Origin of the sequence: Shewanella sp. A32 (genome assembly GCF_029167175.1) — a bacterium.
GTDB classification, from domain to species: Bacteria; Pseudomonadota; Gammaproteobacteria; order Enterobacterales; family Shewanellaceae; genus Shewanella; species Shewanella yunxiaonensis.
Genome location: NZ_JARFTS010000019.1, coordinates 45756 through 70839, shown reverse-complemented (window position 1 = coordinate 70839; position 25084 = coordinate 45756). Strand labels below are relative to the sequence as shown.

At 49.8% G+C, this 25084-nt stretch carries 21 protein-coding genes; 2 read left to right on the top strand and 19 right to left on the bottom strand.

The window, feature by feature from the left end; all coding sequences use genetic code 11:
- A partial coding sequence (locus PY479_RS13330) for a transposase (protein ID WP_275484071.1) occupies nt 1–203 on the bottom strand: 203 nt, incomplete at its 3' end.
- A 548-nt stretch (nt 204–751) separates the two neighbouring features.
- Between PY479_RS13330 and PY479_RS13325 the strand changes: the two genes are divergently transcribed.
- Both PY479_RS13325 and PY479_RS13320 read left to right on the top strand, forming a co-directional pair.
- Nucleotides 752–1690, top strand: a complete 939-nt coding sequence (locus tag PY479_RS13325; protein ID WP_275484070.1) for a hypothetical protein — start codon at nt 752–754, stop codon at nt 1688–1690.
- Between the two features lie 152 nt (nt 1691–1842).
- Complete coding sequence (locus PY479_RS13320; RefSeq protein ID WP_275484069.1) at nt 1843–2496, top strand: hypothetical protein; 654 nt, start codon at nt 1843–1845, stop codon at nt 2494–2496.
- Nucleotides 2497–2761: 265 nt separating this feature from the next.
- Here PY479_RS13320 and PY479_RS13315 read toward each other — a convergent pair whose 3' ends face one another.
- The 18 genes from PY479_RS13315 to PY479_RS13230 all read right to left on the bottom strand — a co-directional run bounded on the left by PY479_RS13315 (nt 2762) and on the right by PY479_RS13230 (nt 25062).
- The gene (locus tag PY479_RS13315) at nt 2762–3910 is read right to left on the bottom strand and encodes an ABC transporter permease (RefSeq protein ID WP_275484068.1); all 1149 of its coding nucleotides are present in this window, start codon (nt 3908–3910) and stop codon (nt 2762–2764) included.
- Nucleotides 3907–5067, bottom strand: a complete 1161-nt coding sequence (locus PY479_RS13310; protein WP_275484067.1) for an ABC transporter permease — start codon at nt 5065–5067, stop codon at nt 3907–3909. The genes PY479_RS13315 and PY479_RS13310 overlap by 4 nt, the downstream gene beginning before the upstream one ends.
- Nucleotides 5067–6044, bottom strand: a complete 978-nt coding sequence (locus tag PY479_RS13305; RefSeq protein ID WP_275484066.1) for an efflux RND transporter periplasmic adaptor subunit — start codon at nt 6042–6044, stop codon at nt 5067–5069. The genes PY479_RS13310 and PY479_RS13305 overlap by 1 nt, the downstream gene beginning before the upstream one ends.
- Complete coding sequence (locus PY479_RS13300; RefSeq protein ID WP_275484065.1) at nt 6034–7434, bottom strand: TolC family protein; 1401 nt, start codon at nt 7432–7434, stop codon at nt 6034–6036. The genes PY479_RS13305 and PY479_RS13300 overlap by 11 nt, the downstream gene beginning before the upstream one ends.
- Before the next feature lie 87 nt (nt 7435–7521).
- A complete protein-coding gene (tldD, locus tag PY479_RS13295; RefSeq protein ID WP_275484064.1) occupies nt 7522–8970 on the bottom strand; it encodes a metalloprotease TldD in 1449 nt (482 codons plus the stop codon).
- 37 nt (nt 8971–9007) lie between these two features.
- Nucleotides 9008–9853, bottom strand: coding sequence for a carbon-nitrogen hydrolase family protein (locus PY479_RS13290; protein ID WP_275484063.1), 846 nt, complete (start codon nt 9851–9853; stop codon nt 9008–9010).
- Nucleotides 9777–14036 carry a YhdP family protein gene (locus tag PY479_RS13285; protein ID WP_275484062.1) on the bottom strand — a complete coding sequence of 1420 codons (4260 nt, stop codon included), beginning with the start codon at nt 14034–14036 and terminating at the stop codon, nt 9777–9779. Before PY479_RS13285 ends, PY479_RS13290 begins: the two co-directional genes overlap by 77 nt.
- Nucleotides 14036–15508, bottom strand: coding sequence for a ribonuclease G (gene rng, locus PY479_RS13280; RefSeq protein ID WP_275484073.1), 1473 nt, complete (start codon nt 15506–15508; stop codon nt 14036–14038). The genes PY479_RS13285 and rng overlap by 1 nt, the downstream gene beginning before the upstream one ends.
- 132 nt (nt 15509–15640) lie before the next feature.
- The gene (locus PY479_RS13275; protein WP_212594601.1) at nt 15641–16225 is read right to left on the bottom strand and encodes a Maf family protein; all 585 of its coding nucleotides are present in this window, start codon (nt 16223–16225) and stop codon (nt 15641–15643) included.
- On the bottom strand, nt 16225–16713 hold the full coding sequence (gene mreD, locus PY479_RS13270) for a rod shape-determining protein MreD (RefSeq protein WP_212594602.1): 489 nt from the start codon (nt 16711–16713) through the stop codon (nt 16225–16227). Before mreD ends, PY479_RS13275 begins: the two co-directional genes overlap by 1 nt.
- A complete protein-coding gene (gene mreC / locus PY479_RS13265; protein WP_212594603.1) occupies nt 16710–17591 on the bottom strand; it encodes a rod shape-determining protein MreC in 882 nt (293 codons plus the stop codon). Before mreC ends, mreD begins: the two co-directional genes overlap by 4 nt.
- Nucleotides 17592–17636: 45 nt before the next feature.
- Nucleotides 17637–18686: a rod shape-determining protein gene (locus PY479_RS13260; RefSeq protein WP_212594604.1), complete on the bottom strand. Its 1050-nt coding sequence runs from the start codon at nt 18684–18686 to the stop codon at nt 17637–17639.
- A 233-nt stretch (nt 18687–18919) separates the two neighbouring features.
- On the bottom strand, nt 18920–22291 hold the full coding sequence (locus tag PY479_RS13255; RefSeq protein ID WP_275484061.1) for a DUF6701 domain-containing protein: 3372 nt from the start codon (nt 22289–22291) through the stop codon (nt 18920–18922).
- Nucleotides 22284–22733, bottom strand: a complete 450-nt coding sequence (locus PY479_RS13250) for an MSHA biogenesis protein MshP (RefSeq protein ID WP_275484060.1) — start codon at nt 22731–22733, stop codon at nt 22284–22286. Before PY479_RS13250 ends, PY479_RS13255 begins: the two co-directional genes overlap by 8 nt.
- Nucleotides 22723–23511, bottom strand: coding sequence for a prepilin-type N-terminal cleavage/methylation domain-containing protein (locus tag PY479_RS13245; protein ID WP_275484059.1), 789 nt, complete (start codon nt 23509–23511; stop codon nt 22723–22725). The genes PY479_RS13250 and PY479_RS13245 overlap by 11 nt, the downstream gene beginning before the upstream one ends.
- A complete protein-coding gene (locus tag PY479_RS13240; RefSeq protein ID WP_275484058.1) occupies nt 23511–24041 on the bottom strand; it encodes a type II secretion system protein in 531 nt (176 codons plus the stop codon). The genes PY479_RS13245 and PY479_RS13240 overlap by 1 nt, the downstream gene beginning before the upstream one ends.
- Complete coding sequence (locus tag PY479_RS13235) at nt 23989–24519, bottom strand: type II secretion system protein (RefSeq protein ID WP_275484072.1); 531 nt, start codon at nt 24517–24519, stop codon at nt 23989–23991. Before PY479_RS13235 ends, PY479_RS13240 begins: the two co-directional genes overlap by 53 nt.
- 51 nt (nt 24520–24570) lie before the next feature.
- Entirely contained in the window at nt 24571–25062 is a 492-nt protein-coding gene (locus PY479_RS13230) for a prepilin-type N-terminal cleavage/methylation domain-containing protein (protein WP_275484057.1), read from the bottom strand.
- Nucleotides 25063–25084: the final 22 nt, after the last annotated feature.

Here is a 25084-nt window from a genome sequence, read left to right as displayed (position 1 = left end):
TCACCAGACTGGATAGCAGACATACCACCATCTTGCATGAGCTTTTTCCACTTAAACAATAGACTCGGGGTTATGCCATTTTGCCTGGCAACCAGCGAAACCGAATAGCCCGGCTGCATAGTCATGGCAACGAACTTTGCTTTTTCTTGCGGAGTATAACGACGGCGACGTTGTTCGCCAGTAATAATTTCAATACGTTCCATAGACACTCCTTAAAGATAGGTCTAAGCCTATCGCTTAACTAATGAGTGTCCGTTTTAATTGGGGGCTATTACACAAGCTTAGTTTGACACACACCGATTGACCAAATTTTAGTAATGTTACAGAGTGACTGTAATAACGGTGGCGATTCAGTGGTGGTAATATAACTTAACTTTGAGTGTATTTAGGCTGATAGGGGAGATAGGCCAAGGTTCGATTCCTTGGGCGTTTGTTGGCTCCATAGCCCTTATTTTTGTGCTTATTCGGTACGTAAGTATCCAACTGGTTCTATCAACCACAGCAGACAACAATGGGGAGGTGTCTATGGTAAAAACATTAAAAGCTCGTGCTCGTATTCTTCTTAGTTCAGTGTTCGAAACAACCTGGGCTACTGGAGTCGGCTACGCTGCTGGTCGCCTATCGACCTAAGTGCATTCATTTAACAATCCGCAGCAGTCGCTCCCGTTGGTTGCCGGGACCGCCAAAACACACCGTGCTTATTCGTCGGCAACTGTGTGGGGCGTTATAAATCAAATGAGTTCGGAGAGTTATGAGTATCTCAACGTTAGAAATAAGTAAAACTGCAACGTATCACGGAGAGTTTACAGATCGTAAAAAAGAATTCTCAGAAGCATGTCAATGGTTATCAGAAGAGATAGGTTTTCCATACAAAAGTACTCGAATGGGCGACTACGAGCGGCAGCTAAAAACATTTGTAAACCCCGGAGCAAAAGCACCTACGGAACGAGACTTAATTGATGATTTCTATCATTTTATGCAAGCAGCGACCGAAGCGTGCCAGATCATCCGTTTGTGGAATACTTTTAAGGATGGTAAACACGAAGGCTTAAAAGATCGTATCAAGCATGTCATGTCTGGTAAAAGCATACGTGCCGAAGCAATCAAAAAGAACAAAAAAGGACAAAATGATGACCCTGCAAGAGATTTCGCGTTTGAGCTAAACATTGCCTCTAGGTTTCTCAAAGGCGGCTATGAAGTCGACCTAACGGATGACTGTGATGTGGTTGTTACTATTGGTAAAGACAGATTATATGTAGAGTGCAAACGTATAAAATCTTTGAAAAAATTAGCCTTTCGTATGAAAGAAGCATCAAATCAGATAGATACACGTATTGGTGCAAATCGTAAAAATAAGTATGGCTTGATAGCACTGGATGTGACTGATGTACTCTTGCCTGAGGGGACTGTTACAGCAACAAGCGATGTGCGTCTGTTTGACATGAAAATACAAAAAGCAATTACAGATTTCGCTAGAGAGCAGCAAGATGTATCAAACAAAAATGCAGGTCGTAATGTAGCAGGTACTCTATTTGAATTTAGTTCAAGCGCATTCTTTTTTCATGAGGAAAAAGAACCTGCTTTGGGTTTTGGACGCGCTGCATGTATGTATAGGCAGGCTAGCCAAAGCAAAAAGTCGTTGGCTCTAGTCTCTGGTTTTATGGACAAAATTGCCAACCAAAACTTGTAGAGTTCAGATTTGTGACAAAGCATCTAAGAGTGATTCGCAACGCTTAGCAGTTTCGGTTTGAATTAGCTTTAGTGTTTACAGCATAAATATTTAGGTCAGGTGGCAGCGTTGTTCACCCCTTAATGCGGCGTTAGCACTCAGCAGAGGAAACAATGGTCACTTGGGATTTTAAGAGTTTAAAAAGTCGTATCCAAGAGCTGATATCCGACACCGATTATAAACGGTTAGATCAATACATGAATGCGTTCGATTGGAAAGGTAAAGCCGTCGGATTTCACTTAAATGAAGCATATATATGTTTTGAAAAGTTCAGTGATTGTAGCCTTGATAACTATATAACCCTAATAAATAAATTGGTTAATAATGTGCCTTTTCCAGAATTTCATTCAGCTAAAGCTAAGAGAGAAATATCGATTGTGTCAGCTGCAATGATAGTTCACAGCCTACCTGAAACACTTGCTCAAATATTGGCCATATACCTTCAACTGCCAGCTAAAAATATTCATCAAATATCGGTTTCTACTGTTCTTCATGCCATGAAGCAATCTAAGATCAAGGAAAAGTTTGAAAATTTAATAACCTCTGATGAATATCTTTATATTAATGCATTTGTAAATACTTCAAAGCATATAAGTTTAGTTAAGCCGATGTATTCATTTGCCTTCGATGGAACGACAATTCATAGCATTGCTTTTGATGACTTTTCATACAAAGGCACAAATTTTGAGTCTATTAGGGATGAAGTGCTTATTGATTACATACAAAAGTTAAGAACCGCATGCGTAGAGATCGGAGCAGAGATTTAACTATAAGACAGAATGCTAACAAGTTGTTAAAGTGGGACTTGCAACGCTTGGTATTTTTAGTTTGTAGTGAGTTCTGTGTTTAAGGTGTTGTGCAGACAGTCATTTATTGCGTTGCTGCACCCTTAACAAAGCGTTAACCAATAGATATTTTTATACGAAATTCACCTGATAAAGCCGACGTCCTAACACGCTTTTGTCCAAAAGCGATTTAATAAACTAACTCTCACCCTTCCAAAGCTTATCTCGAAATCATTGTTGAACACGTTCACGCATTCACTTGCGGCAATTGCTGCAAGCGGCGTTTTACCCCCCACCAGGCAAGCGGCAGATACAACAATAACAAGGCCCACAATTGCAACCAGCGCGGCAGAACCTGACTCCAATCAGCGCCCATCTGATTCAGTTGCAACATGCCCATGATGCCCGGCACCGCGGGCACCAGTTGTGATACCCAGATCAACGGTTCTGGGATGAGCGTTAGCGGCCAGACAAAGCCACTGGCAAACAGGATTGGCATCGAAGACAGCACCAATATCTGCGTTGGCAGATCGCGGCGATTAAACAGGGTGCTTAAGGCCACGCCACAACAGGCGGTTGCCAGCAAAAATGGCAGCATCAGCAACAATACCTGACCAAGCGAGGCCAGTAGCCCGACACCATACAGGTAGTAGCACCAGCCGATATATAGAGCACTGAACACACAATACAGTAGGGTGAAGGAGCCGATGCGGCATAACACTATGCCCAATGGGCTCAGCTGGTGCCAGTAACCTGAGCGTCGCCACTGACCCGCGCCTAAAATACCGGTGCCGATCAATAGTGTCTGATGCAGGATCAATAAGAACAACCCCGGGATCACGTAAGCCGGATAGCCAAGGCCTTTATTAAATACCGGCACGGCATTCAGTGCGATGGCGTCCAGGCTCTTTTCCGCTTTGGTTGGGTTAGTCCCTTGTGCCAACAAGCCACGTAATTGCACTTTGTGTGCGATGTCTAACCCCGCCTGCGTTAGCCCCTGCACTACGGCGGAATAGATCAGAAAGTAACTGGCATCACCACCGTAACCAAGGGTAACTTGGTTGCCACGCAGCAATTTATGACGGAAATCTTCCGGGATCACCAGAATACTGCTGGCGCGACCATCCTCCAGCCATTGGCGGGCGTCATCGATAGAACCTGCATACCCCTTCACGGAGATCCCCGGATTAGCGTCGGCATGACGGATCATCTGCCGCGATAATGAAGAATGATCCAAATCCACCACGACCAATGCCTGCGCCGTTGGCACGTTATTAAGGTAGGGAGACGCATATAAGATGGCGTAAAAACTGATGCCACCGAACAATGTTAGCGCGATGGCGCGGTCTTTCATCACCGACAGTAAATCGAGCCCAATCCAGCGCCACCAACTCATAGCGGTGCTCCGGAGGTTTGACGTTCAGGCAGCAGCGTGCGGCCGTAACGACGGGCAAAATACCAGGCGGGCAGCAGCAACAGTAAAAAACCGAGATAACTGCGGCTTTGCTGCAGCACAGTAAGCAGTCCCTGGCCGTGACTCACCAACGCAATATGCGTTTCAATGTAATGGCTGGAGGGAATTAATGCGCGCCACCACTGTGCCACCAGCGGCATATTCGATGTGGGAAAGGTGATGCCCATAAACGCAAATGCCGGTGCAAACAGCCCGCTGCACATACTGATGATCCGCGCACTGTCAGCCATAACAAAAAACATCGCCTGTACCCACAACCAAACAGCAAGCAACATGATCAACTGTGCGGGCAGTAACCACAGCAAGTTACCGGCAATCGGCAATCCCAGATAACCGTACATCATCACCAACAGCAGCATACCGTGGAGTAGCATCAACGGGGTATAGAACAGCCATTTAGCGGCCAATACTCGCAGCAATCCCAGCCGATAACAGTCTGCCAGCGATTGCTCGCGCAGCTCTCGGCTAAGACTATTGGCATAACAAAGCATTGCCACCAATTGCCACAATGCGATCAGCATGGGCGGCACCAGGAATCCCACATAATTCATATTGCGGTTGAACAGTGCGGTATTTTGCGTGGCGACCGGCGTCAACCGCACCGCTACCTGCGCGGGATTAACCCCTGCCGCGAGCAACTTCAATCTGGCAAGTTGTTGCAGTCCATCTGCCAGCGTTAACTGCAACTGACTGGATAACAACTTACCCACCAGCAAAAACTGGCCGTTGTAACGCAGGTCGATGGTAGGTTTGTGTCCCGTTAGCAGGTCATGTTGTAGTGCGTATGGCAGCCGCACTACGGCAAATACTTCGCCGCTACGCATGGCTGCCACAGCTGCTTGCAAATCCGTGTAAGCAATAGGTTCAGTCACCGAGTTAGCATCAATATAACGGCCTAACTCGCGGCTGACACTGGAGTGGTCTTCATCGACCAAGGCGACCGGCAATTGCCGTGGCAAGGCGGCAGAAAACAACCACCACAGAAACAGAAATCCCAGCAATGGAACGTAACTTATCAAGGCCAACTGCCAGCCATCACGCTGCAGGGCCTGAAATTCCCGTTGCAGCAACTGCCACATTACTTATCTCCGGCCAGCAGCACCGACATTCCCACTCGCAGATCAGGGATCGGTTGGGTAGGACGCAGTTCGACTTCGAAAGTACGCATATCAAAATCGTGACCGCTTTCAGTGGCACGCCAGGTAGCAAAATCCCCCAACACGCTGATATAGCTCACCTGATATTGGTAATCCTTACCCAACGCCGGGATCCGTAACTGTTTTTTATCGCCTTTATGGAACTGGGCCAACTGATCTTCGCGAACCTGAAATACCGCCCAACTGTCACGCATATCCACCAGTGTCACCACTGGGAAGCCGGTAGGTGCCAGTTCGCCAGGTTGCAGTAACACATCGGTAATTTCACCGGCTTTGGGCGCCTTCATCTGACTGTCGGCCAGTACTGCATTGACCTCCTGCACCGCACCGGCGGCACGTTTGGCATTCCCCGCAGCCGCAGCTTTCTGTTCATCACGCGCACCTTCAGCCGCCATGTCATACATAGCCTTGGCGGCTTGCTCGGTATATTTGGCGGCTTGCCACTGGGTAAAGGCTTCATCGCGTTTTTGCCTTGCCAGTACACCACCGTTAAACAGATTTTCAACGCGATCATAAGTCGTTTTCGCCAACTCGCTGGCAGCTTTGGCTTTGAGCCATTGTTCTTTCGCGGCGGCAATCTGTTGCTTACGGGCACCATTATCGGCCTCTTGCTGCATTGCCTTGGCTGCATCGAGGGCGCCACTGGCCTGGGTCAGTTTGGCGTTGAGCTCTGGGCTATCAATGGCAAAAAGCAGATCCCCTGCGGCCACTTCATCACCTTTGCGGACTAACACCTGCTCCACACGACCAGCAACCTTTGAGGACACATTGTATTCGCGCGCTTCAATCTGCCCCTGTAACAGATGGGGTTTAGGGCTATAGGCGAGGATTAGTCCATAAATCAGTGCGGCTGCCACTGCCGCCAGTGTCACTGTTGCCAGTAAAGGATTAACCCGCATGACCTGTCTCCTGCTGCTTACTGTGTCCGATAAATTCATCCAGTTGTCCGCTGACTGCCATCAAGCGTGCATAAGCCTGCAGATAACGATAATGTGCCGCTAATTCCTTAGTTTTGACGGCGCTGAGTTTGATTTCTGCGTCGACCCGCTCCAGCGAGGTGGATAATCCCTGACTGAACGCAAGTTCCCGCAGTTTAAGATTTTCCTCGGCCAACGCTTTAGAGCTCTCGAGGGCATTGATCTCTTCTTGCGCCTGCAACATCTGCCGGTAACTCTGGTCCACCAATAAACTCAGGTCCTGGGTAGTTTGCGCACGGGTATAACGTGCCTGCAATAAAGCACTTTTTGCGGCCTGTACCTTGCCGCTGAGCCCTTCGCGAGTAAGTAATGGCACTTTCACGCCGACCCCCACCATCCAGTCGGGCGTCATCTGTGACAGTAAGGAGTCATCTTCATACAGCGTGTAATTACCGTATAGATAAACCGTGGGCTTGTATTTGCCTTTTTCAAGATCAATCAAGCCTTTGGCCTGCTGTTCTTTGGCATTCAGTAGCTTCAGTGCTGGGTGCTGCTGTAGCGTTAACTCTGTCAACTGTGGCAGTGATAACGGTGTTTGCAACACAAACATTGGCGAACTGATGCTGGCATCTGCGTCATGTAGCAACCGCGACAAGGCAATACGCGCCATTTCATACTGCCGCTTCACACTGCCAAGCGTCACTTGGGCATCGTCCAGCGCCACCTGAGCATTCAGCCGTTCCACCTTGGCAATCTGCCCCTGCTGTTCCAACTTTAATGCATGTTGGTAGTGCTGCTGCAGAGAATCGACCAGTTGCTGCTGGGTTTGTACCAGCGCGCCAGCCACGCTGACGGCGTAGTAGCGGTCAACCAGGGTGGTAAACAATTCACGCCGACTGAGTTCTTGCTGTTGTTGTTCTTCCGCGACTTTGGCCTTTTGAATTCCCTGTGCGGCCGTTATCTGTCCGCCAGTGTAAATCGGCCACATCGCCTGCAAGCTGGCATTAAATACATCCTGCTCAGTAAATGGGGTAACAAACATTGAGCTGGGAATGGCACTGAGGATCGCAGCGTATTCGCTGGGAAGCGAAGAGACATCGAGGGAAGCAAGCGGGTTGAGTTTGCGCAAATCCAGTTCTATCGGCTGCTGCATGTGGGTATAACTGCCGTTGATACTGAGCGAAGGCAGATAGAGACCGGTGGCAGCATCCTGCTCGGCCTCGGCTCGCTGCAACTGCTGATTATCGGCAGCAAGTTTATCGCTGACGTTAAGCAGGCGCTGCCAGGCACTGTCAAAACTGAAATCTTCAGCAAAAACTGACGGCAGCGCCAATGGCCACAACAGCAGCCAGACGAATCGCAATCTCTTCATTGACACCTCTAGAGTAAATACTCTAACTCCTTGTCGAATGATAACATTTAAGCCGCAGCCATGCTACCGGCTGCAGACGCATCCAAATTAAGCAGTGCCACCGACGGTGAGTCGATCCAATTTCAGTGTTGGCTGACCAACCCCTACCGGAACGCTCTGACCATCCTTACCACAGACACCGACACCTTTGTCCAGCGACAGGTCATTGCCCACCATGGAGATTTGCCCCATCGCTTCCGGCCCATTGCCAATGAGAGTGGCACCTTTAATCGCGTGGGTGATCTCACCTTTTTCGATGAGATAGGCCTCGGAGGCGGAAAACACAAACTTCCCGGAGGTAATGTCGACCTGACCACCACCAAAATTAGGCGCATAGATACCTTTTTCAACCGAGCGAATAATCTCAGCCGGATCCGATTCGCCCGCCAGCATATATGTGTTGGTCATGCGTGGCATTGGCAGATTCGCATAAGACTCACGACGACCATTGCCTGTCGGCTGTTGTCCCATCAGTCGTGCATTGAGTTTGTCCTGCATATAGCCTTTCAGAATGCCGTTTTCAATCAATACGGTACGATGTGTTGGCGTGCCTTCATCATCAATAGTGAGCGAGCCGCGACGATTGGCCATAGTGCCATCATCAACAACCGTGACTAATGGCGATGCCACCTGCTGCCCAATGCGGCCACTAAAGGCGCTGCTACCTTTACGGTTAAAATCGCCTTCCAGGCCGTGCCCTACTGCTTCATGCAGCAACACCCCAGGCCAGCCTGGGCCAAGAACTACCGGCATTTCACCGGCAGGCGCGTCGACGGCATTAAGATTGACCTGCGCCTGACGCACCGCTTCGCGGGCAAAGGCAAAACACACTGGCAGACCATCGTCACCATCTACCATCAACGCCTGATAATCATGACGACCACCGCCACCGGAGCCACCGCGTTCACGCCGACCATTTTCTTCCAGGATCACTGAACAGTTAAAACGCACTAATGGTCGAATATCGGCCGCCAGGGTACCATCACTGGCCGCGACCAGGATCTCTTCATAGACCCCGGAAAGGCTGATCACCACTTGGATAATCCGCGGGTCAAGACTGCGTACATAGGCATCGGCCTGCTTTAACAACTGGATCTTAGGGGCTTCAGTCATTGCCGCAATCGGGTCTTCGCTTTGGTACAGTGACTTCACGCCGCGACGCTTCCAGGCATGCACTTTGCCTTTGCCACCACTTTGCGCGATGCCTCGAGCGGCTTCCACAGAGGCATTCAAAGCCGCCGGTGTGATATCGTCAGCATAGGCAAATCCCGTTTTTTCACCGGTAATAGCCCGAACCCCGACGCCACGTTCGATGTGGAAGCTGCCCTCTTTGACAATGTCATCTTCCAGTACCCAAGACTCGTGACGGCTGCCCTGAAAATAAAGATCAGCAAAATCAACCTGATGCCGGTGAATGCGCTCAAGATAGCGGTGCAGGTCTTCCAGTGTCAGTCCCTGCTGCAGCAAACTTTGTCCTACCTGGGTTAACAATGACATGTATGCTCTCTCAATGGGCCTCAGCCCGTATTCCTGGTTAATGCTTGGCTGGCGGCAACAACGCCGGCAGCGAAAATCGATTGTGTTGTGATACCGGCATGTTACTGCGGATTTTTTGCAGCTCGTCCATATCCAGCCGTGCCTGCACCCAACCGGTGTTCTCTGGTAACTGTGCCACAATCCGCCCCCAAGGGTCGACGATCATGCTCTGCCCCCAAGTTTCGCGACCACCTTGGTTATGACTACCCCATTGCGCCGCAGCCAACACATAACACTGCGTTTCAATTGCCCGCGCCCGCAACAACACTTCCCAATGGGCCGCCCCAGTGACTCGGGTAAAAGCTGCTGGCACCAGTATGATCTGCGCGCCCGCCTGACGCAATGCCCGGTAAAGATCGGGAAAGCGCAAATCGTAGCACACTGACAAGCCGATACGACCAAAGGGGGTATCGACCACACAGACCCGATTGCCGGGACAGAAGGTATCGCTCTCCCGGTAATTACGGGTGTTATCACTGATATCAACATCAAACAGATGCAGTTTGTCATAGTCACCCAACACTTGTCCTTTATCATCGAACAGGTAAGTGCGACTGTAAACCCGACCATCGCCACTGGCGACAGGAATGGTGCCGGCAGCAAGATACACCTGATGCTTTGCCGCTAATGCCGCTAACTGTTGTTGCAGGGGTGTTTCATCACCCTTACCCGCAAAGGCCAACTGCTCACCTTCATGACCACCGAACAACAAGGCACATTCAGGCAACACGACCAACTGTGGCTCGCCGGGCTGTCGCGGCAATTGCTCAAGCTGCGAGTTGATAAACGCCAAATTCTCTGCGGGCTTGCGACTGCTCTGACACTGAAGAAGATTTACCTGCATCTGCGGGTTCCTCTGTGGACTTTTGGATCGGTTCGGATGTTTTAGGTGTTGTGGGGGAGGTTCCGTTCTGTTTCTCTGTTTCAGCCGGTTTCGCATCAGTGGTCGCTTCGGCTGATTTTACTGTTGGTGTAGTCTCGGATGATTCGGTTGTTTTGGCTGCGCTATCGCTGGCCGCCGGCTTAGTCTCTGCAGATGTTGTTGGGGCAGGCGATTTCGTAGTCGTGCCAGCAGCATCATTTGCGGCAGGCTGTTCTGAAGCTGGTAACGCGCTTTTAGGAATTTCGATCTCTTTACTCTTACGCTCCAACTCTTCCAGCTTAGGTTCAGACATGGTGCCGGTTAGCCGGAAACGTATTTCAGAGATCACTTCAATCACCGGTTCTAACACCTTGGTTAACGCAAAAGCGCCAATGCCCATGGTCCAGGCACTGGTACTAAGCAATACCACGGTCGGCACGCTGGAGGCTAACTTAGGTGCAAAGCGGATATCATAGTTAAGGCTTTCTGTATTAAGGTCAGTATAGCCCCGCACCTTCATATTACCGGCAATGGCATCCATTTCGGTGTTAGTGGTTTTTACCATCCCATTATCGATGCGTAAATCACCACCAAAGGTATTGAAATATAATCCTTTACCAAACACATCGGAGAAATCCAGTGACAGTTTACGTAGCAGCGAATCCAGGCTGAACAACGAGAAAATCCGGGCGCCTTTGTCACTGATTTGCTCCATATGGCCTTTACCCAATTCAAAATGCACATCACCATTGAGTGTCGGCAGATTGAAATCGACGGGGCCGCCGTGCCACTGCAACGCCGCCTTCATTTTTAACGGCGAATCTTTCACCCCTGGATTAACGTCAAACAGCTGCGCCAATTGTTCAAAATTGGGGGAATCAATATTGAAGTTCACCTTGGTCTGATTGTCACCGGCAGTGGATAACCAGTCCCCCTGACCTTCCAGCTTTCCTTGTGGCGCGGACACGGACAACGTTTGAATATGATAGCCTTTTGGCGCTGGTGCACTCTGTAGCACCAGATGTCCCAGGGCAATATTCTGGAAACGGAAATCATCCACATCCACGGCTAATGGCGGCAAATCATCAGGCTGTTGCGCAGTCGCCGCTTCTTTGATGTCGGAAGCACTGCCAATCGGGTGCAGTGGATTCAGATACAAACGTGACGCCTTGAGTTTCACACCTTGACGATACCAGTCCGGGAAAATTTCGACACTGCCAGAAAACTCCGGTGACAATCCTTCAAACTGCCATGACTGGTCTGTCGGGTGCGCGGTCATTTGTAACTGGGTAAATTTTTGCCCCAGTAAGGTCAAGTCATTGATCTTCGCCTGAATGCCTTTCAGTGGCGGGAAGAAAGCGACATCCGTTGCGTCTTCGGTTGTGCGCTGTTCATCCCCCGCAGTCGCAGCGGTGTTCACACGCTGAGGCTCAGTCGCAGTTGATGCTGCCGCCTGGGGTTTAGTGTCAGTAAATGCAGTAATGACCGGCAACCACTGAGCAAAATCCACTTTGTCGAGGTCGAGCCGCAACTGGCCACCATCTTTGACTAACTGATCACCACTACGGAATAATCGCCCCAACAACAGATCATAATGTTGCAATCGATTGCCGGAATCGGCAGCAAAGCCGCCCCAAAATTCCGCTTTATCGCCAACGCGAATTCCCAACGACGCTTGCTGATCATCCCCCAGCAGTTCTGCCTGCAAGGCCAGCGGCTCGCCTTTATCTTTTGCAAAAGGTGCCGGTAATGTCAGCTCGGTGTTTGCCAAATCGGCATCCACGTTGGCCTGTAAGGTGTAGCCGCCATCATCAAAAATCAGTTGCAGTGCCCCCGACCAAGCGGTGCTACCTTGATAGAAAGGTGCTAGCGGGTTATCCAGTTCCGGCGGCAACCGCGACAACTGCCAGTTGCCTTTGGCGTGAACGTTCACCGCAAATTTGTCATTAAGGTTGCCGGTATCAAAAGTAATCGTCGCTGGCTGACCGTACAGCAGGGCGGTAATGCCCTCACCGGTAACCACTTCGTTATGGAAGGAGACGATGCCGTTGACCTTATTGAGTTTTACCCCAGGCTTACGGATGAACACCGGCGTATCGGCAAATGCAACCTGTCCTTGTATATCAGCCGTGCCGCCGGCATAAAGTGGAATATCCAGTTTGAGTTTACCGTTGACGCTATCCTGAATTTTCACCGTATCCAACGTCGCGCCCACGCTATCTTTTAATGGTGAATTCAACATCACCGCCGCGATATCCCAGCCTTTGGCTGCGATATCAGCATCGACGAGCAAATGACTATGAACTTCTAAGCTGGGGATACTAACGTTGGCACCACTGATATCAATATTTTGTAGCTTACCCGCAAGCACTTTGATCTCCATTCGGGCATTTTCAAACAAGCCATCAATGGTTAAATCTTTCGTGCTTGGCCAGTCTGGCTGAAAAGCAAAACGTCCGTTTTCCATGGTAAAACCGGCCTGGAATATTCCACTATGATCGTCAAAGGGAAAGTTAGCCAAAGGCCCGCGCCATACCACCGCAGCGTTGTCACTGTGACCGGCTTTCAGCGCCTGTTCCAGATAGTGACTCAGGTCTTCACCCATTTGCCGTCGTGGGAAATACCGCCCGGCGTTATCCACCTTGTGTAACTGCACGGCTGCGGCCAACGCCATGGTGGCCTGATCACGTAAATCCAGTCGCAGTGACGTATCCAATTGCAGGTCTTCATTGCTAACCTGAAGATCTGAGACAAATAATTGCAGCGTATCGGTATCAAAACCGGCAGCGAAAGCTGCGCCGTCAAACGCCAACGGCGCCTTAAACTCTTTGGGAATCTCCAGCTGATAATGCTGCGATGGTAAGTCCGCATTGAGATAACCATTCCGCCAGCTGAGGCGTAAGTCCAGCGGCGCAATCCCCGGGATCTCGCTGACCGCTTTCCAGGTAAGCCCTTGTACCGGCAACGCTGCTTGTAAGTCGCCATCAGCACCGCGGTATAGGTTCAGCGGGCCCAAACTGCCCTGCGGGGTCATCGCCTGGATTTGCTGCAGCATCGCTTTGTCGACACCTGGCACTACCGGCAATAGCGGCATTAAGTTCGCCACCTGTATTTGACTCAGCTGCCCAAAAAACTGTTGCTGCTGCTTTTGCAGCTGGAGTTGCAACGGTTGCCAGGACTTGCCATTGGTTTTGAGTTGCAGATTGTGACTGTCTAGCCGCCAGCCACCTTGCTGCGGTTGCCAGCTTATACTGCCACCGGCGATATCGAATCGTTGTTGCTGATTATCTAAGGTCCACTGAAACCAAGATGGGCTAAATTGGACTAATCCTGACTGCAACGAGCGGTTGGCAAACTCGACCCAGCCCGCTAAGTTGATCACACCTTCCAGCGGGATATCGGCTAACCCCGGTTGTTTACTTTGCTGCGCTGACGCCCAGCGGCCAATATCCAGTGATTGTGCCTGTACATAAGCCTGACCGTGAATAGTGTCTGGTTGATAACCATCACCATTCAAATCGATGCGTAAAGTCAGGTGTTGCTGTGCCTGTTGTGAGTCATCAAGATACAGCGCGCCGCTGCCCTGATGCGATTGACCATGATTCTGCCAGCGCAGATCGCCAATATGGATGGGCCGATAATGGATCTCTTTGGATAACAGCTGCACCGTAGCATCACCAACGGAAAAGCGCTCCAGTTGTTCCAGCAGCAAAGAGTACAACCAATCCAGATTGCCGCCATGTTGGGGAGACGTATTGTCCGCGGCGGCCGCATTCAACTGATCCATGTCGAGCGCCAGTTTTACCCCGTCAAAGATGACATTTTCCACTTGCGGCTTGGCCGTGAGCAGGGTTTCCCAGAAATCTAATTTAACTTGGACATTCTGCACCACCAACGTGATTGGCAGATGTTCCTGTTTTGGCAATACCAGTTTTTCGATAGTGAGCGATGGACCATAAGCCTGCCAGTGCGCCGACAGTTGCCCCAGTTCGACACGGACACCGTAGTGTTGCGCTATGTAGGCGGTAACTTGCTGACGAGCCTGATCCAATTGCGGCAACAACCCCCGGATCAAGCTCACCAATAAAGCAAACAGCAGCAGTGAGACCGCCAGCATTTGCCAACAGAAACGACCAATCTTATAAGGGCTAAAGCGTAAATTCACTACACCATTACCACGTCATATTTGCTCTGCACATACATGGGTTCACATTGAATACGTACCCGTTTACCGATATACACTTCCAGCTCGGCGACTGTATGTGCCTCGTCTGCCGACAACACTTCGTAGACCGCAGGCGCACAATAGATAAGAAACTCATCGGCCTGATAGGTTCGATTCAAGCGGATAATTTCCCGGAAAATATCAAAGGACACGGTTTCAACCGTTTTCATCGTGCCGGTACCGCGACAAGCCGGACACTCACCGCAAAGAACATGCTCCAGGCTTTCCCGGGTACGTTTGCGGGTCATTTCCACCAGTCCTAAACCGGAAAAACCAGAGCCAGAGATATTGGTTTTCACTCTGTCGGCGCTGAGTGCAGAGGTCAGGCTACTAAGCACCCGCTGTTTGTGTTCCTCTTTCATCATATCAATAAAGTCGATAATGATGATGCCCCCCAGATTTCGCAGACGCAGCTGACGAGCGATGGCCTGAGTGGCTTCGAGATTGGTATTAAAGATGGTTTCTTCCAGATTGCGATGCCCCACAAAACCGCCGGTGTTGATATCTACTGTCGTCATCGCTTCGGTCTGATCGATGATCAGATAACCACCGGATTTAAGCTCGACTTTGCGCTCCAGCGCCCGCTGGATCTCATTTTCTACATCATAAAGATCGAAAATGGCTGCTGGACCGCTGTAATGCTCAATCTTGCCCGCCACATCGGGCATAAATTCTTGGGCAAACTGCAGCAATTCTTCATACGTGCTTTGTGAGTCCACTTGCACCGAGTCTAGATCCACTCCGACAAAATCCCGGACAATCCGCACTGGCAAGGCCAAGTCCTGATACAGTAAAGTGGCCCCTTGGCGTTTACGACGCTCACTGACTTTGGCCCACACCCGCCGCAAAAATGCGGCATCCTGCGCTAATTCTTCTGCGCCTACGCCCTCTGCTGCGGTGCGGATAATAAAACCGCCATCAGCGTCGACGAACGGCAATGCAATCTCCTTGAGACGCGCGCGCTCGTCTTCGGATTCAATCCGCTGCGATACCCCCACATGACTGGAGCCCGGCATAAATACCAGATAGCGAGAAGGTAAAGTGATATCTGTGGTTAATCGTGCGCCTTTGGTGCCCAATGGATCTTTTACCACCTGCACCATGATGTCCTGGCCCTGGCGTACCAGCTCGGCAATATTACGCACCACAAAATTGCCTTTTTCGGCATCAGCAACACATTCGGTATGTGGAAAGATATCAGAGGCATGTAGGAATGCGGCTTTATCTAGGCCGATATCGACAAATGCGGCTTGCATCCCTGGCAACACCCGGCTGATTTTGCCTTTGTAAATGTTGCCAACCAAGCCACGTTTCATGCGCCGTTCAATGTGCACTTCCTGCAGCACGCCGTGTTCCACCAGCGCGACTCGGGCTTCGGTAGGTGTCACATTGATCAGCAGTTCTGATCCCAGCTTGCCGGGAAGCCGCTGTTTCACTTCACTGCTGTGTTTCACATTAAGCCCTTATTGAAAGTCGATAGGATGATTTTATCGTTAGCAGGCGGGGAAATCTGCCAGAAATTGCGATTTTATGTCAATGTGGCCTTACAGCAGCTGCATCTTTTGTAACAAGATTCTGGTCTCCACCAGTGGCAATCCTACCACAGCAGAATAACTGCCGTTGATACGGGAAATAAAACTTCCGCCCAGCCCCTGTATACCATAGGCACCCGCCTTATCCATAGGCTCGCCACTGGCAACATATGCGGCAATTTGTGCTGCCGTCATATTGCTAAACGTCACTGTGGTTGCGACCAATGCCGACTCAGTGCAGTGCCCATCAGTAACCGCCACCGCCGTCATGACCTGATGTTCGCGGCCACTCAGTTGACTAAGCATTGCTATCGCTTCTTCAGCATCAGCGGGCTTACCGAGGATATTATCGTCGACAACAACGATGGTGTCGGAACCTAATGCGACAGTATTGGGGTGTTGCCAGCGGTTGAGTCCTGCTGCGGCCTTTTCTGTGGCTAAGCGCATGACAAAAGTGGCCGCGGCTTCTCCCTGATGACGCGACTCATCAATATCCGTGGCGAGTACATCAAAGGAAAAGTTCGTAACTCCCAGTCCCAGTTGCGCCAGTAATTCACGGCGACGGGGCGAGGCTGATGCCAACAACAATTTTTTCATTATCGAACCTTGTAACGACGCCGAAACCGCCGCAGCACCCAATATATCCAGGGCCACAGCACCATGCCCGAAACCACGGGCAGCAATTGCTCAAGGTCAAATTCGCTGTGGAAAATAATAAACTGCAGCCAGAAGACAATCAGATGATAGAGCAACAGTAAGAAAGCGATAATCAATGCCTGTTGCCATACGGAAAAATTGCGTAACTTCTGATAGTTAACAACTATGATGTAGATGATCAACGAAAAAGTCAGCGACCGGATACCGAGGTAAGCGCCCAACAATACGTCCAATATGGTGCCCAAGACCCACGCGGTCAGGATGTTATAACGGTGCGGCAATGCCATTGCCCAATAGATCATCACCAGCAATAACCAATCAGGACGGGATGCTTCAACCAGTTCCGGCACCGGCATAATCTGGAACAACAAGCCGATTAACATCGAGAACCACACCACTAAACTGCCGCGAGTATTTTCCAGCATCATGGCGTTTCTCCCTTGGTGTCAGCGTTAACTGCCGGCACCGCATCCTCTTTGTTAACTGGAGCAGAATGCTGTTCTGGCCAGATCAGCAGCAGATAACGGATGCGATCCAATGCTGCCATTGGCTGCGCCATCACTTTCAGATAGCTTTGACCATCATCATCCTTTACCGAGATCACCCGTGCGACCGGGTAACCTTCCGGAAAGCGATTGCCAAGACCTGAAGTCACGAGCAGATCACCAACTTTGATATCGGTGCTTTTCGGCACATAACGTACCTCAATTTCATCCACTTCACCGGTACCATTGGCGATCAGTCGCACATCATTACGGGTGATCCGCACCGGGATCCCCTGCTCAGGATCCGACAGCAATAACACCCTTGCGGTGAGCTCACTGACCTGAACCACCTGACCAACAATTCCCTGCGCGTCCACTACCGGTTGGCCGACGAACACCCCATCGCGAACACCATGGTTGATCACCACGTATTGATGGAAAGGATCTGATGCCACTTCCATCACTTCGGTCACCATCTTGCGCGAGTCCATATGAACCGGCGACCCTAGCAGCGCGCGCAGGCGTTCGTTTTCCTGACGCAGATGTTCAAAACGTTGCAACCGTTCGCTCATCAGCAACTGTTGCCGCATCAGTTCCTGGTTTTGGGTTTGCAACATATCGCGGGTAGCAATGGCTTCAGAACCCCAATCCAGCAGGAGTCCCGGCACATTGGCGAGGTATTGAATAGGACTGAGAAGGGACGCGAGTGATTGTCGAACTGGCTCTAATCGATTACTGGTCAACAGCAATACCACCGACAGAATAACTGCCAGTGTCAGACGAAACTGATTGGACACACCACGGACAAAAATAGGTTTCATCACAAAAACCAAGGCGGTGATTTCACCGCCTTGTTTATCGACCTATCAGGTCTCTTCCGAGAACAGGTCGCCGCCGTGCATATCAATCATCTCAAGCGCTTTACCGCCACCGCGAGCCACGCAAGTGAGAGGATCTTCTGCCAGCATGACTGGAATTCCAGTTTCCTGCATCAGCAGCCGGTCGAGGTCACGTAACAACGCGCCACCACCAGTGAGCACCATACCGCGCTCAGAGATATCAGAAGCCAGTTCTGGTGGTGATTGTTCCAGGGCCACCATCACGGCACTCACAATACCTGACAGCGGCTCTTGCAGCGCTTCAAGGATTTCATTGCTGTTAAGCGTGAAGCTTCTAGGTACACCTTCTGCCAGGTTGCGACCACGTACTTCAATCTCCAGCACTTCATCACCTGGATAAGCAGTGCCGATAGTGTGCTTGATACGCTCTGCGGTCGCCTCACCGATCAGGCTGCCGTAGTTACGACGAACATAGTTGATGATCGCTTCATCAAACTTATCACCACCGATACGGACGGAAGAAGAATACACCACGCCATTCAGGGAGATAATAGCAACTTCTGTAGTACCACCACCGATGTCAACGACCATAGAACCAGTCGCTTCGGATACTGGTAAACCAGCGCCGATCGCCGCGGCCATGGGTTCTTCAATCAGATAAACTTCGCGGGCACCGGCCCCCATAGCGGATTCTTTAATGGCACGGCGTTCCACCTGTGTTGCACCAACAGGTACACACACCAGCACGCGTGGGCTTGGACGGAAGAAGCCGTTGTTGTGCACCTGTTTAATGAAGTGCTGCAACATCTTCTCAGTCACGTAGAAGTCGGCAATCACGCCGTCTTTCATAGGACGGATCGCCTGAATATTTCCCGGTGTTCTACCGAGCATCTGTTTAGCTTCCATCCCTACAGCGGCAACAGATTTCTGACCGGAACTATTACGCTCAGCGCGGATCGCCACTACAGAGGGTTCATTCAGCACTATGCCTTCGTTACGTACATAAATAAGTGTGTTGGCTGTACCCAGGTCGATCGAAAGATCATTAGAAAAAATGCCACGCAGCTTTTTGAACATGTAACTTGCCTGTATTCTGTGGAATCAGAAGAGAAGGATTTTAAAATCAGCTAACTTTATCAATGCCACCCCCATACCACAAGCTTTGCTGACCCAACATTTGCGAATATTCGGATTTTTTTTAACTCGAGTCATGATGGTGGCCGATGACAATATTCAGTACTGTAAAACTTGGCGGATTTAGCGCTAGTTATTTGGCAGAGTCAAGTTATTTACCGACAGCTTAACTACGCTCATCTGACTTCGCGCCAGTTAATAATCCGGTCATTGCCACGATAGCGACCGAAATAAGCACTGGATCTGGGGTCAAGTAATTCCTTGTTTACACCATTCCAGTTCCAATACCATTGCAGCCATTCCGGCACGGGTAAAGGCGCGGTGACTTTACCCCGATAAGCACCATTGGCCTGCCACAGTAGCTCAAATTGACCACCGCTAACGGCAGCGTCGCCGCCACGGCTGATGCTTTGACCACTGCTTAATGCTGGATCAAACACATAGCCTAGCGCTGCATTGTCACTTTGCGTCACCAATGTTGAGGTCACGGTACTGCAGCTATCACTGGTATTTTGTTGCCAATTGCTGCCATTCCAGTATTGCGACTGGCCTGTCATCGACAGTGTCTGGTTTTCCGGGCCATAGGTGTTAGCCACGACAATGCGGCCATGACGCATATCCAGGGGACCCAGTTGCTGAGATACGCAATCAGCGGCGGTCTGACAATCACCTGCGGATGTCGCATTCATGTCGGGCGATAACATCGGCACACTATCGCTGTCGCTGACGTCAACCCCAAGGATCAGATGACTAAAGGGGCCATCGACACCCGGGGCGGTTGTCCGAGCAAAGGTTGGGGTTCCCGCGTAAGTCAGGCTACCGAGCTGCCAGCTCGTGCTGAGACTGCTCAAACGTCCAGAGAGATCAACACCATCATCATTGTTTTCTGCATGCAATACCGGCACACCTTTCGCAAACGCGTCAATGTAGTTGCTGGTTTTGGTACCTGCACTATTCAGTGCCGTCAGGGTAAAACTGAGTGAAAACGGTTGGTCCATGTAGCTAAAGGAGCCACAACTGTTGCTCATCGCCACACTGGTTAATTCAAATGCAGCAGGATAAAAGCGCCCAATTGCCACTGAATAAGCCGGGGCAAGTACAAAGGCATTACTGCCAAGATAAGTTTGGTCGCTGTAGGCGCTAAAACTGAATACACCTACCTCGCTGACACTCTGATTAACTAACGTCCCAGCAGTACCCGCATGTTGATCGTAACTGCTGACCCCCAAGCTACCTGGAAGCCCGCCAGTTGGTGCAACTAACTGATGACCCAGTGAGACATTGGCCATCGCAAAAGAGGGGGTATCAGCATTGTCACAGATGTCGGTATCACCATCTGACTGCCAGGCTTTGGCGGTGACGATTAACGGGAAGCTGGCTCCGGCTTTTTTGTAGGCAGCACAGGTTGCATAATCGGCATTTGTGCACTCAGCATTACTTTCTTGCGGTGTAACACACAACCCCACTGGAAAACTGACAAACTCGTCAGCGCCGCTCACGTCCATTCCTGCATCATCGCCGCTACCGAGATACTGCGCGTTAAGTTGCATTTTACCGGCATCTGCGTAGTTCACACTCACCGTTGCTTGGCCTGAGCTATTAAACGTCAGCATCTGACTGCTGGCAGTCGCAGAGGATGTGGCAATGGTTTGGTTGTTCACGGTCATCGGTTGCGGCGTATAACCGCTGAAACTGGCGGGATTGATATAGTCGCTCCAGAAACGGATAGCTTTGCTGCCCACAAAAGCGGGGATACACTGCTGACTGCTGTCATCTTTTTTAACCGCACTGATGAGCACGGTTGCTGGCTTGGCGGCAAGTTTATCTGGTACATCAAATACCAAACCCGCTTCCGCAAAACTCATGGTACAGGCCGCTGTAGTTGCCGTGCCACTACCGGCAACACATAACGTATTGCCTGTTGCGGTGGGAGTAGAATCTGCAATGCCAATCGTAATAGGTGCAGTATCATTTTTCTTTAACTGAATCGTGGCGACACCATCGGTAAAAGAAAGCCCATTACCCCCAACCCAATACCCATTACTGACAGCAGTCGGGCTGACACTGGCATTAATAGTCCCAGTGTAATAACTGCTGCAACTGCTGTCTTTACATGCGTAAACAGTGATGGTTTCCGGAGCGCAGACTAAGGGTGATGACGCATAATGCAGTTCAAAATGATCGATAGTGTCAGTACTTTGTTGGGTACACATACCGCCGAAATCGGCCTGTTCCACTACGCTAAGATCAACCGTAATCGAATTCCCTTTTGGATCTAAGATGCCGCCCGCGGCAATTGCACCATCGAGCTTAAAGCTACCATTAACGGTAGCTCCGGGCGCCAAATACAGGATGCCATTGATATGCGAATCACCCTGGATATCCAAATTATGACGAATGTAGATTATCAGGTTGGCACCACTGTCTAAGGTATTAAGATTGGCATTTCTCAATGACAGATTGTCAAAATATAAACGTGTAGATATGCCTGATACGCTTAATTGATCGTCTGAACTGCCATTACCAATGACCGAACCATTGGCATAGTTATAATCACCAGCCGTAAAGGAGCATGGTGAGCTTTTTGTGCAACTCAGGTCGCCCAAACTACTGCCTAGCGATGATGGTGGATATAAACCATAAGGTGAGTGTTCACCAGTGGGTGGATCAGTGAAAATGGATTCGCAGCTGGGGACTGTTACAAGCGAGCCATATGCAGCATCGTTTACCTGACTGTTGGAATTCATCAGCAAATTTTTACTGGTGATACGCCCATTCACTACGTCTGAGCTGTTAACGGTGACGGTTCCATCACTATAAATGTAACCGTTAAAGACAATATTGCTGCTATTAAAGGTCACCGAATCATAAGCGATCAGCGTCAATAAATTAGTTGCCTGCGGATTAATCTGAGTAGCAGTGCCAACGTTTACCGCATTTTTCACGAATAACCTGACATTGCCATTGAGATTAATGGTATTAGCGGAGCCGTTAAACGTAAGTGATTCAACCCAATAATCACCCGCGGCGAGATTCACCGTCGTACCATTTAACGTCAGGCTTTTGATGTAATACACACTGTTATCGGAGGAAAAATTCAAGGTACAGCCACTACGATTGAAATTCAGCGACCCAAAATTTTGCTGCCCCCCCGTTCCCAGCGTTATCCCGCCATCACAACTATCGTAATTAACCCCGTTGGTATCAGTTGAGCTAATAAATTGATTATTGGTTGCGCTTAAGTTCAGTCCCGCAATATCTTCCTTTGAAATACTGCAATCTGACCGCGTTCCCAACCCTGTGTCACAATGTAAGCCACCTACACTCGGATTAAAGGTACTGGCACAATAGTTAAGCGCTACACCGCCGGTGCCATTAATGTGAGCTCCTTGGTTTACGGTAATCTGTGCGCTGTTCTGGCAGATACTGCCAATACCGTGATGACCTTGCACGACAGCGGGAAACAGCTTAGCGTAATTAATGGTCTCAAACGCAGAAGCGGTAACAGGCAAGAACAACAGTAGTAATAGCCAGCAGAATCTAGTCACGGGCCTCAACCTCCACACTGCGATTAACGCGTAAACACTGATTGCTTGCACCATCACAATTACCGGTTTCACACACAGCGGTGCTGCGCACAATATATTGGGTGACATCATCGGCCGTTTGGCTGACACAACTCAGAGATACACGGCAGCCATGAAACCCTGTTACATCTGGCGGAGCCCAGCTTGCGCCAACCGCGGCACAACCGCTGCTTGTTCCGGTAACAGGAAATAATTTTGCCAACGCCGCGTCAGCGCCACTATTGGCCGCATTAAAAGCCCGCAAACTCCAGACTTCAATATTGATGCCTTCATCAGCATTGCTGCCAATACGCAATAATGCTGCCGCCAATATCGACATCACCACTATCACAAAAATCGCAATCACCAGAGCGCTGCCCTGCTGGCGCGAATAGCGCTGGCATTGCAAGAGTTTATGGGACATTGAACACCTGCACCTGGTGCTGATATGTGAAGGACTCTCCCAGAATACTGAATCGGGGATGCAGCTGTACAATGGCGTTGTTGGTTAAACTGGCCGGAGCCAAGGCCAGGGGTAATTCTGTGGCAAAATCATTGCTGAGATCTTCAGCCATCAACACGCCGGTAGTAGCCGGTGGCAAAGGCTGCGTCGCAGCGTATCCATAATTGTCATAACGACGGATCTGACCACTAGCAAAAAAACAGTAACTGACCGGTTGTTCTGCTGCATACCAACGTTTGCCGGGAGAGGCTTCGGCAAAACTTACGGTACTATTGAATACAATCTCGGTAACGGCACCAGTTGTTGAGAAGCTTTTTATATCGAAACGCTTGCCATTGGTTGCAGCATAAACATCCGCATTGGAAAGGGGATACACCAGCAGTTGCATGCCATTTTGCAAAGACGTTTGCGGCGTAAACACGCGCATAGTATTGCTGCTGTTATCTGGTGTCTGAGGCAGACTCAGATAACTTCCCGCAACACTTACCGGCAAAAATTCCAAACATTGAACGCTACCATTATCTGCGAGACGCACACTGCCCGGAACGGCATTCTGTAACTCCCGCGTCATGCGCGCCAGAACAAAACGACTGCTGCCGATGATGCGATCCACCGCGCTGGAATCCATAAAGATGCGCGTACCAAAGATGACAAAACTGCTGATGCCAACCACCAAAATGCCCAGGATGATAATCACGGTTACTAATTCGACCAGCGTAAACCCTTTGGCGTTATGCATCAGTAGTTACTCCTGAGCGCATTAAACTGGATAGCTTCGCCTGCGGGCGTTGTAACTGTGATGGTAATCAGCTTACTGATTTTCGGATCATCACTGCTGATGTTGACAACCAAGCCATAGCCTGGGTAAGTATCGTGATAAGTCTGACCGCTATTAAGCATCTCTGAATTTTCGTTCAGACCATCATAATCATCCACAATACTGTAATTATCGCGATTCTTTACTGTATGACTGATGGAACAAGGATTATCAGCCTGGCTACCGCACGCTGGCACACCGCCGAAGCCAGTATTTTTATCATAGGTTTTACCCCAGATTTCATTCAGTACTGAACCTGCCAGTTCGCTGGCACGCACTCGTTGTAAGGTGGCGGCCGCGCGGTCACTCTGCGGAAACAACACGCTGGTCAGCAACACCATCACAATACTCAACACCGACATACCGATGACCAGCTCAATCAATGTGAAGCCTTGCCGCTCAGCCTTCATGGATATAGCCCTCAGACTCAATGGCAATCCCCAGCGTTTCATCCGCAATCACCTGCAAGCAGGCGCCGCTACAGCTTAGGCTTCCGGGTAAAAAGGTACTGCGACCATCGCTATCGAACTGGATGGAAAATGTCGCATTATTGTGAAATTCAAGGTGTGAATAACCACGAAACCATCGAGTATTATCTGGGTGCGGATCATTATCAGGAGGGTCTTCATCTGTGGGTTCACTAAAAATCAGGGTATTACAATCACTTTGCAGATGATCAACCCGAAAACCCGTGTCATTAACCTGCAGCCGATAACAACGATCGGGATTATTCACGGCGAGCATCTGCGCGCGTCGCAACTCACTGATAACTTGCTGCCGTAAGGCATAGGCGCTGTACGAGCCAGCGCCGATGAATCGAGGTAACACCACCATCGACAGAATTGCCAGCAGCAGAATTGTCACCACGAGCTCTATTAATGTGAACCCGAGCTGTCGCTTTGGCAGGTTTAAGTTTGTAGGAAAGATCATTTGCACGATTTAATTCCTTAACTCAACTGCCTAATGTTTGACAATTACTTATCAGCAGCCAGTGGTAACTGATGATACTGACACAGTTCCACTTTCATTTTTATATTCAACGTAACATGTACCTATCGCTGAGTTTCCATATGGGAAAAAATCAATGATATTTGTGCTTTCACTGTACTTCCAATCTGCGGAAGATGTCGTATCAGTGCTTGCAACAGCCTTAATATCCAATAAATTCGCGAGTGAGCCTGTCCATATAGCTTGAGCATGACCTATATCTAATAGAACTGTATTAGTATTACTCCCATCAATGCTGATAGTTGGATTTTCAGATCCTGCAGTTTTATTGTTACCCGCGATAAGCGATTTAGAGTAAACCATCGAATCCGCCCCTTTAATGGCAGCCTCCAAACCTTTAACAGTAGAAGCTCTGGCATCAGACTGCAGATTAATAAACTTAGGTGCTGCGACAACGGCCAGGATCCCCAGGATGATGATCACGACGACTAATTCGATCAATGTAAAACCTTGTTGCTTTCTCATAAAAAAACATCCCTTAAGCATT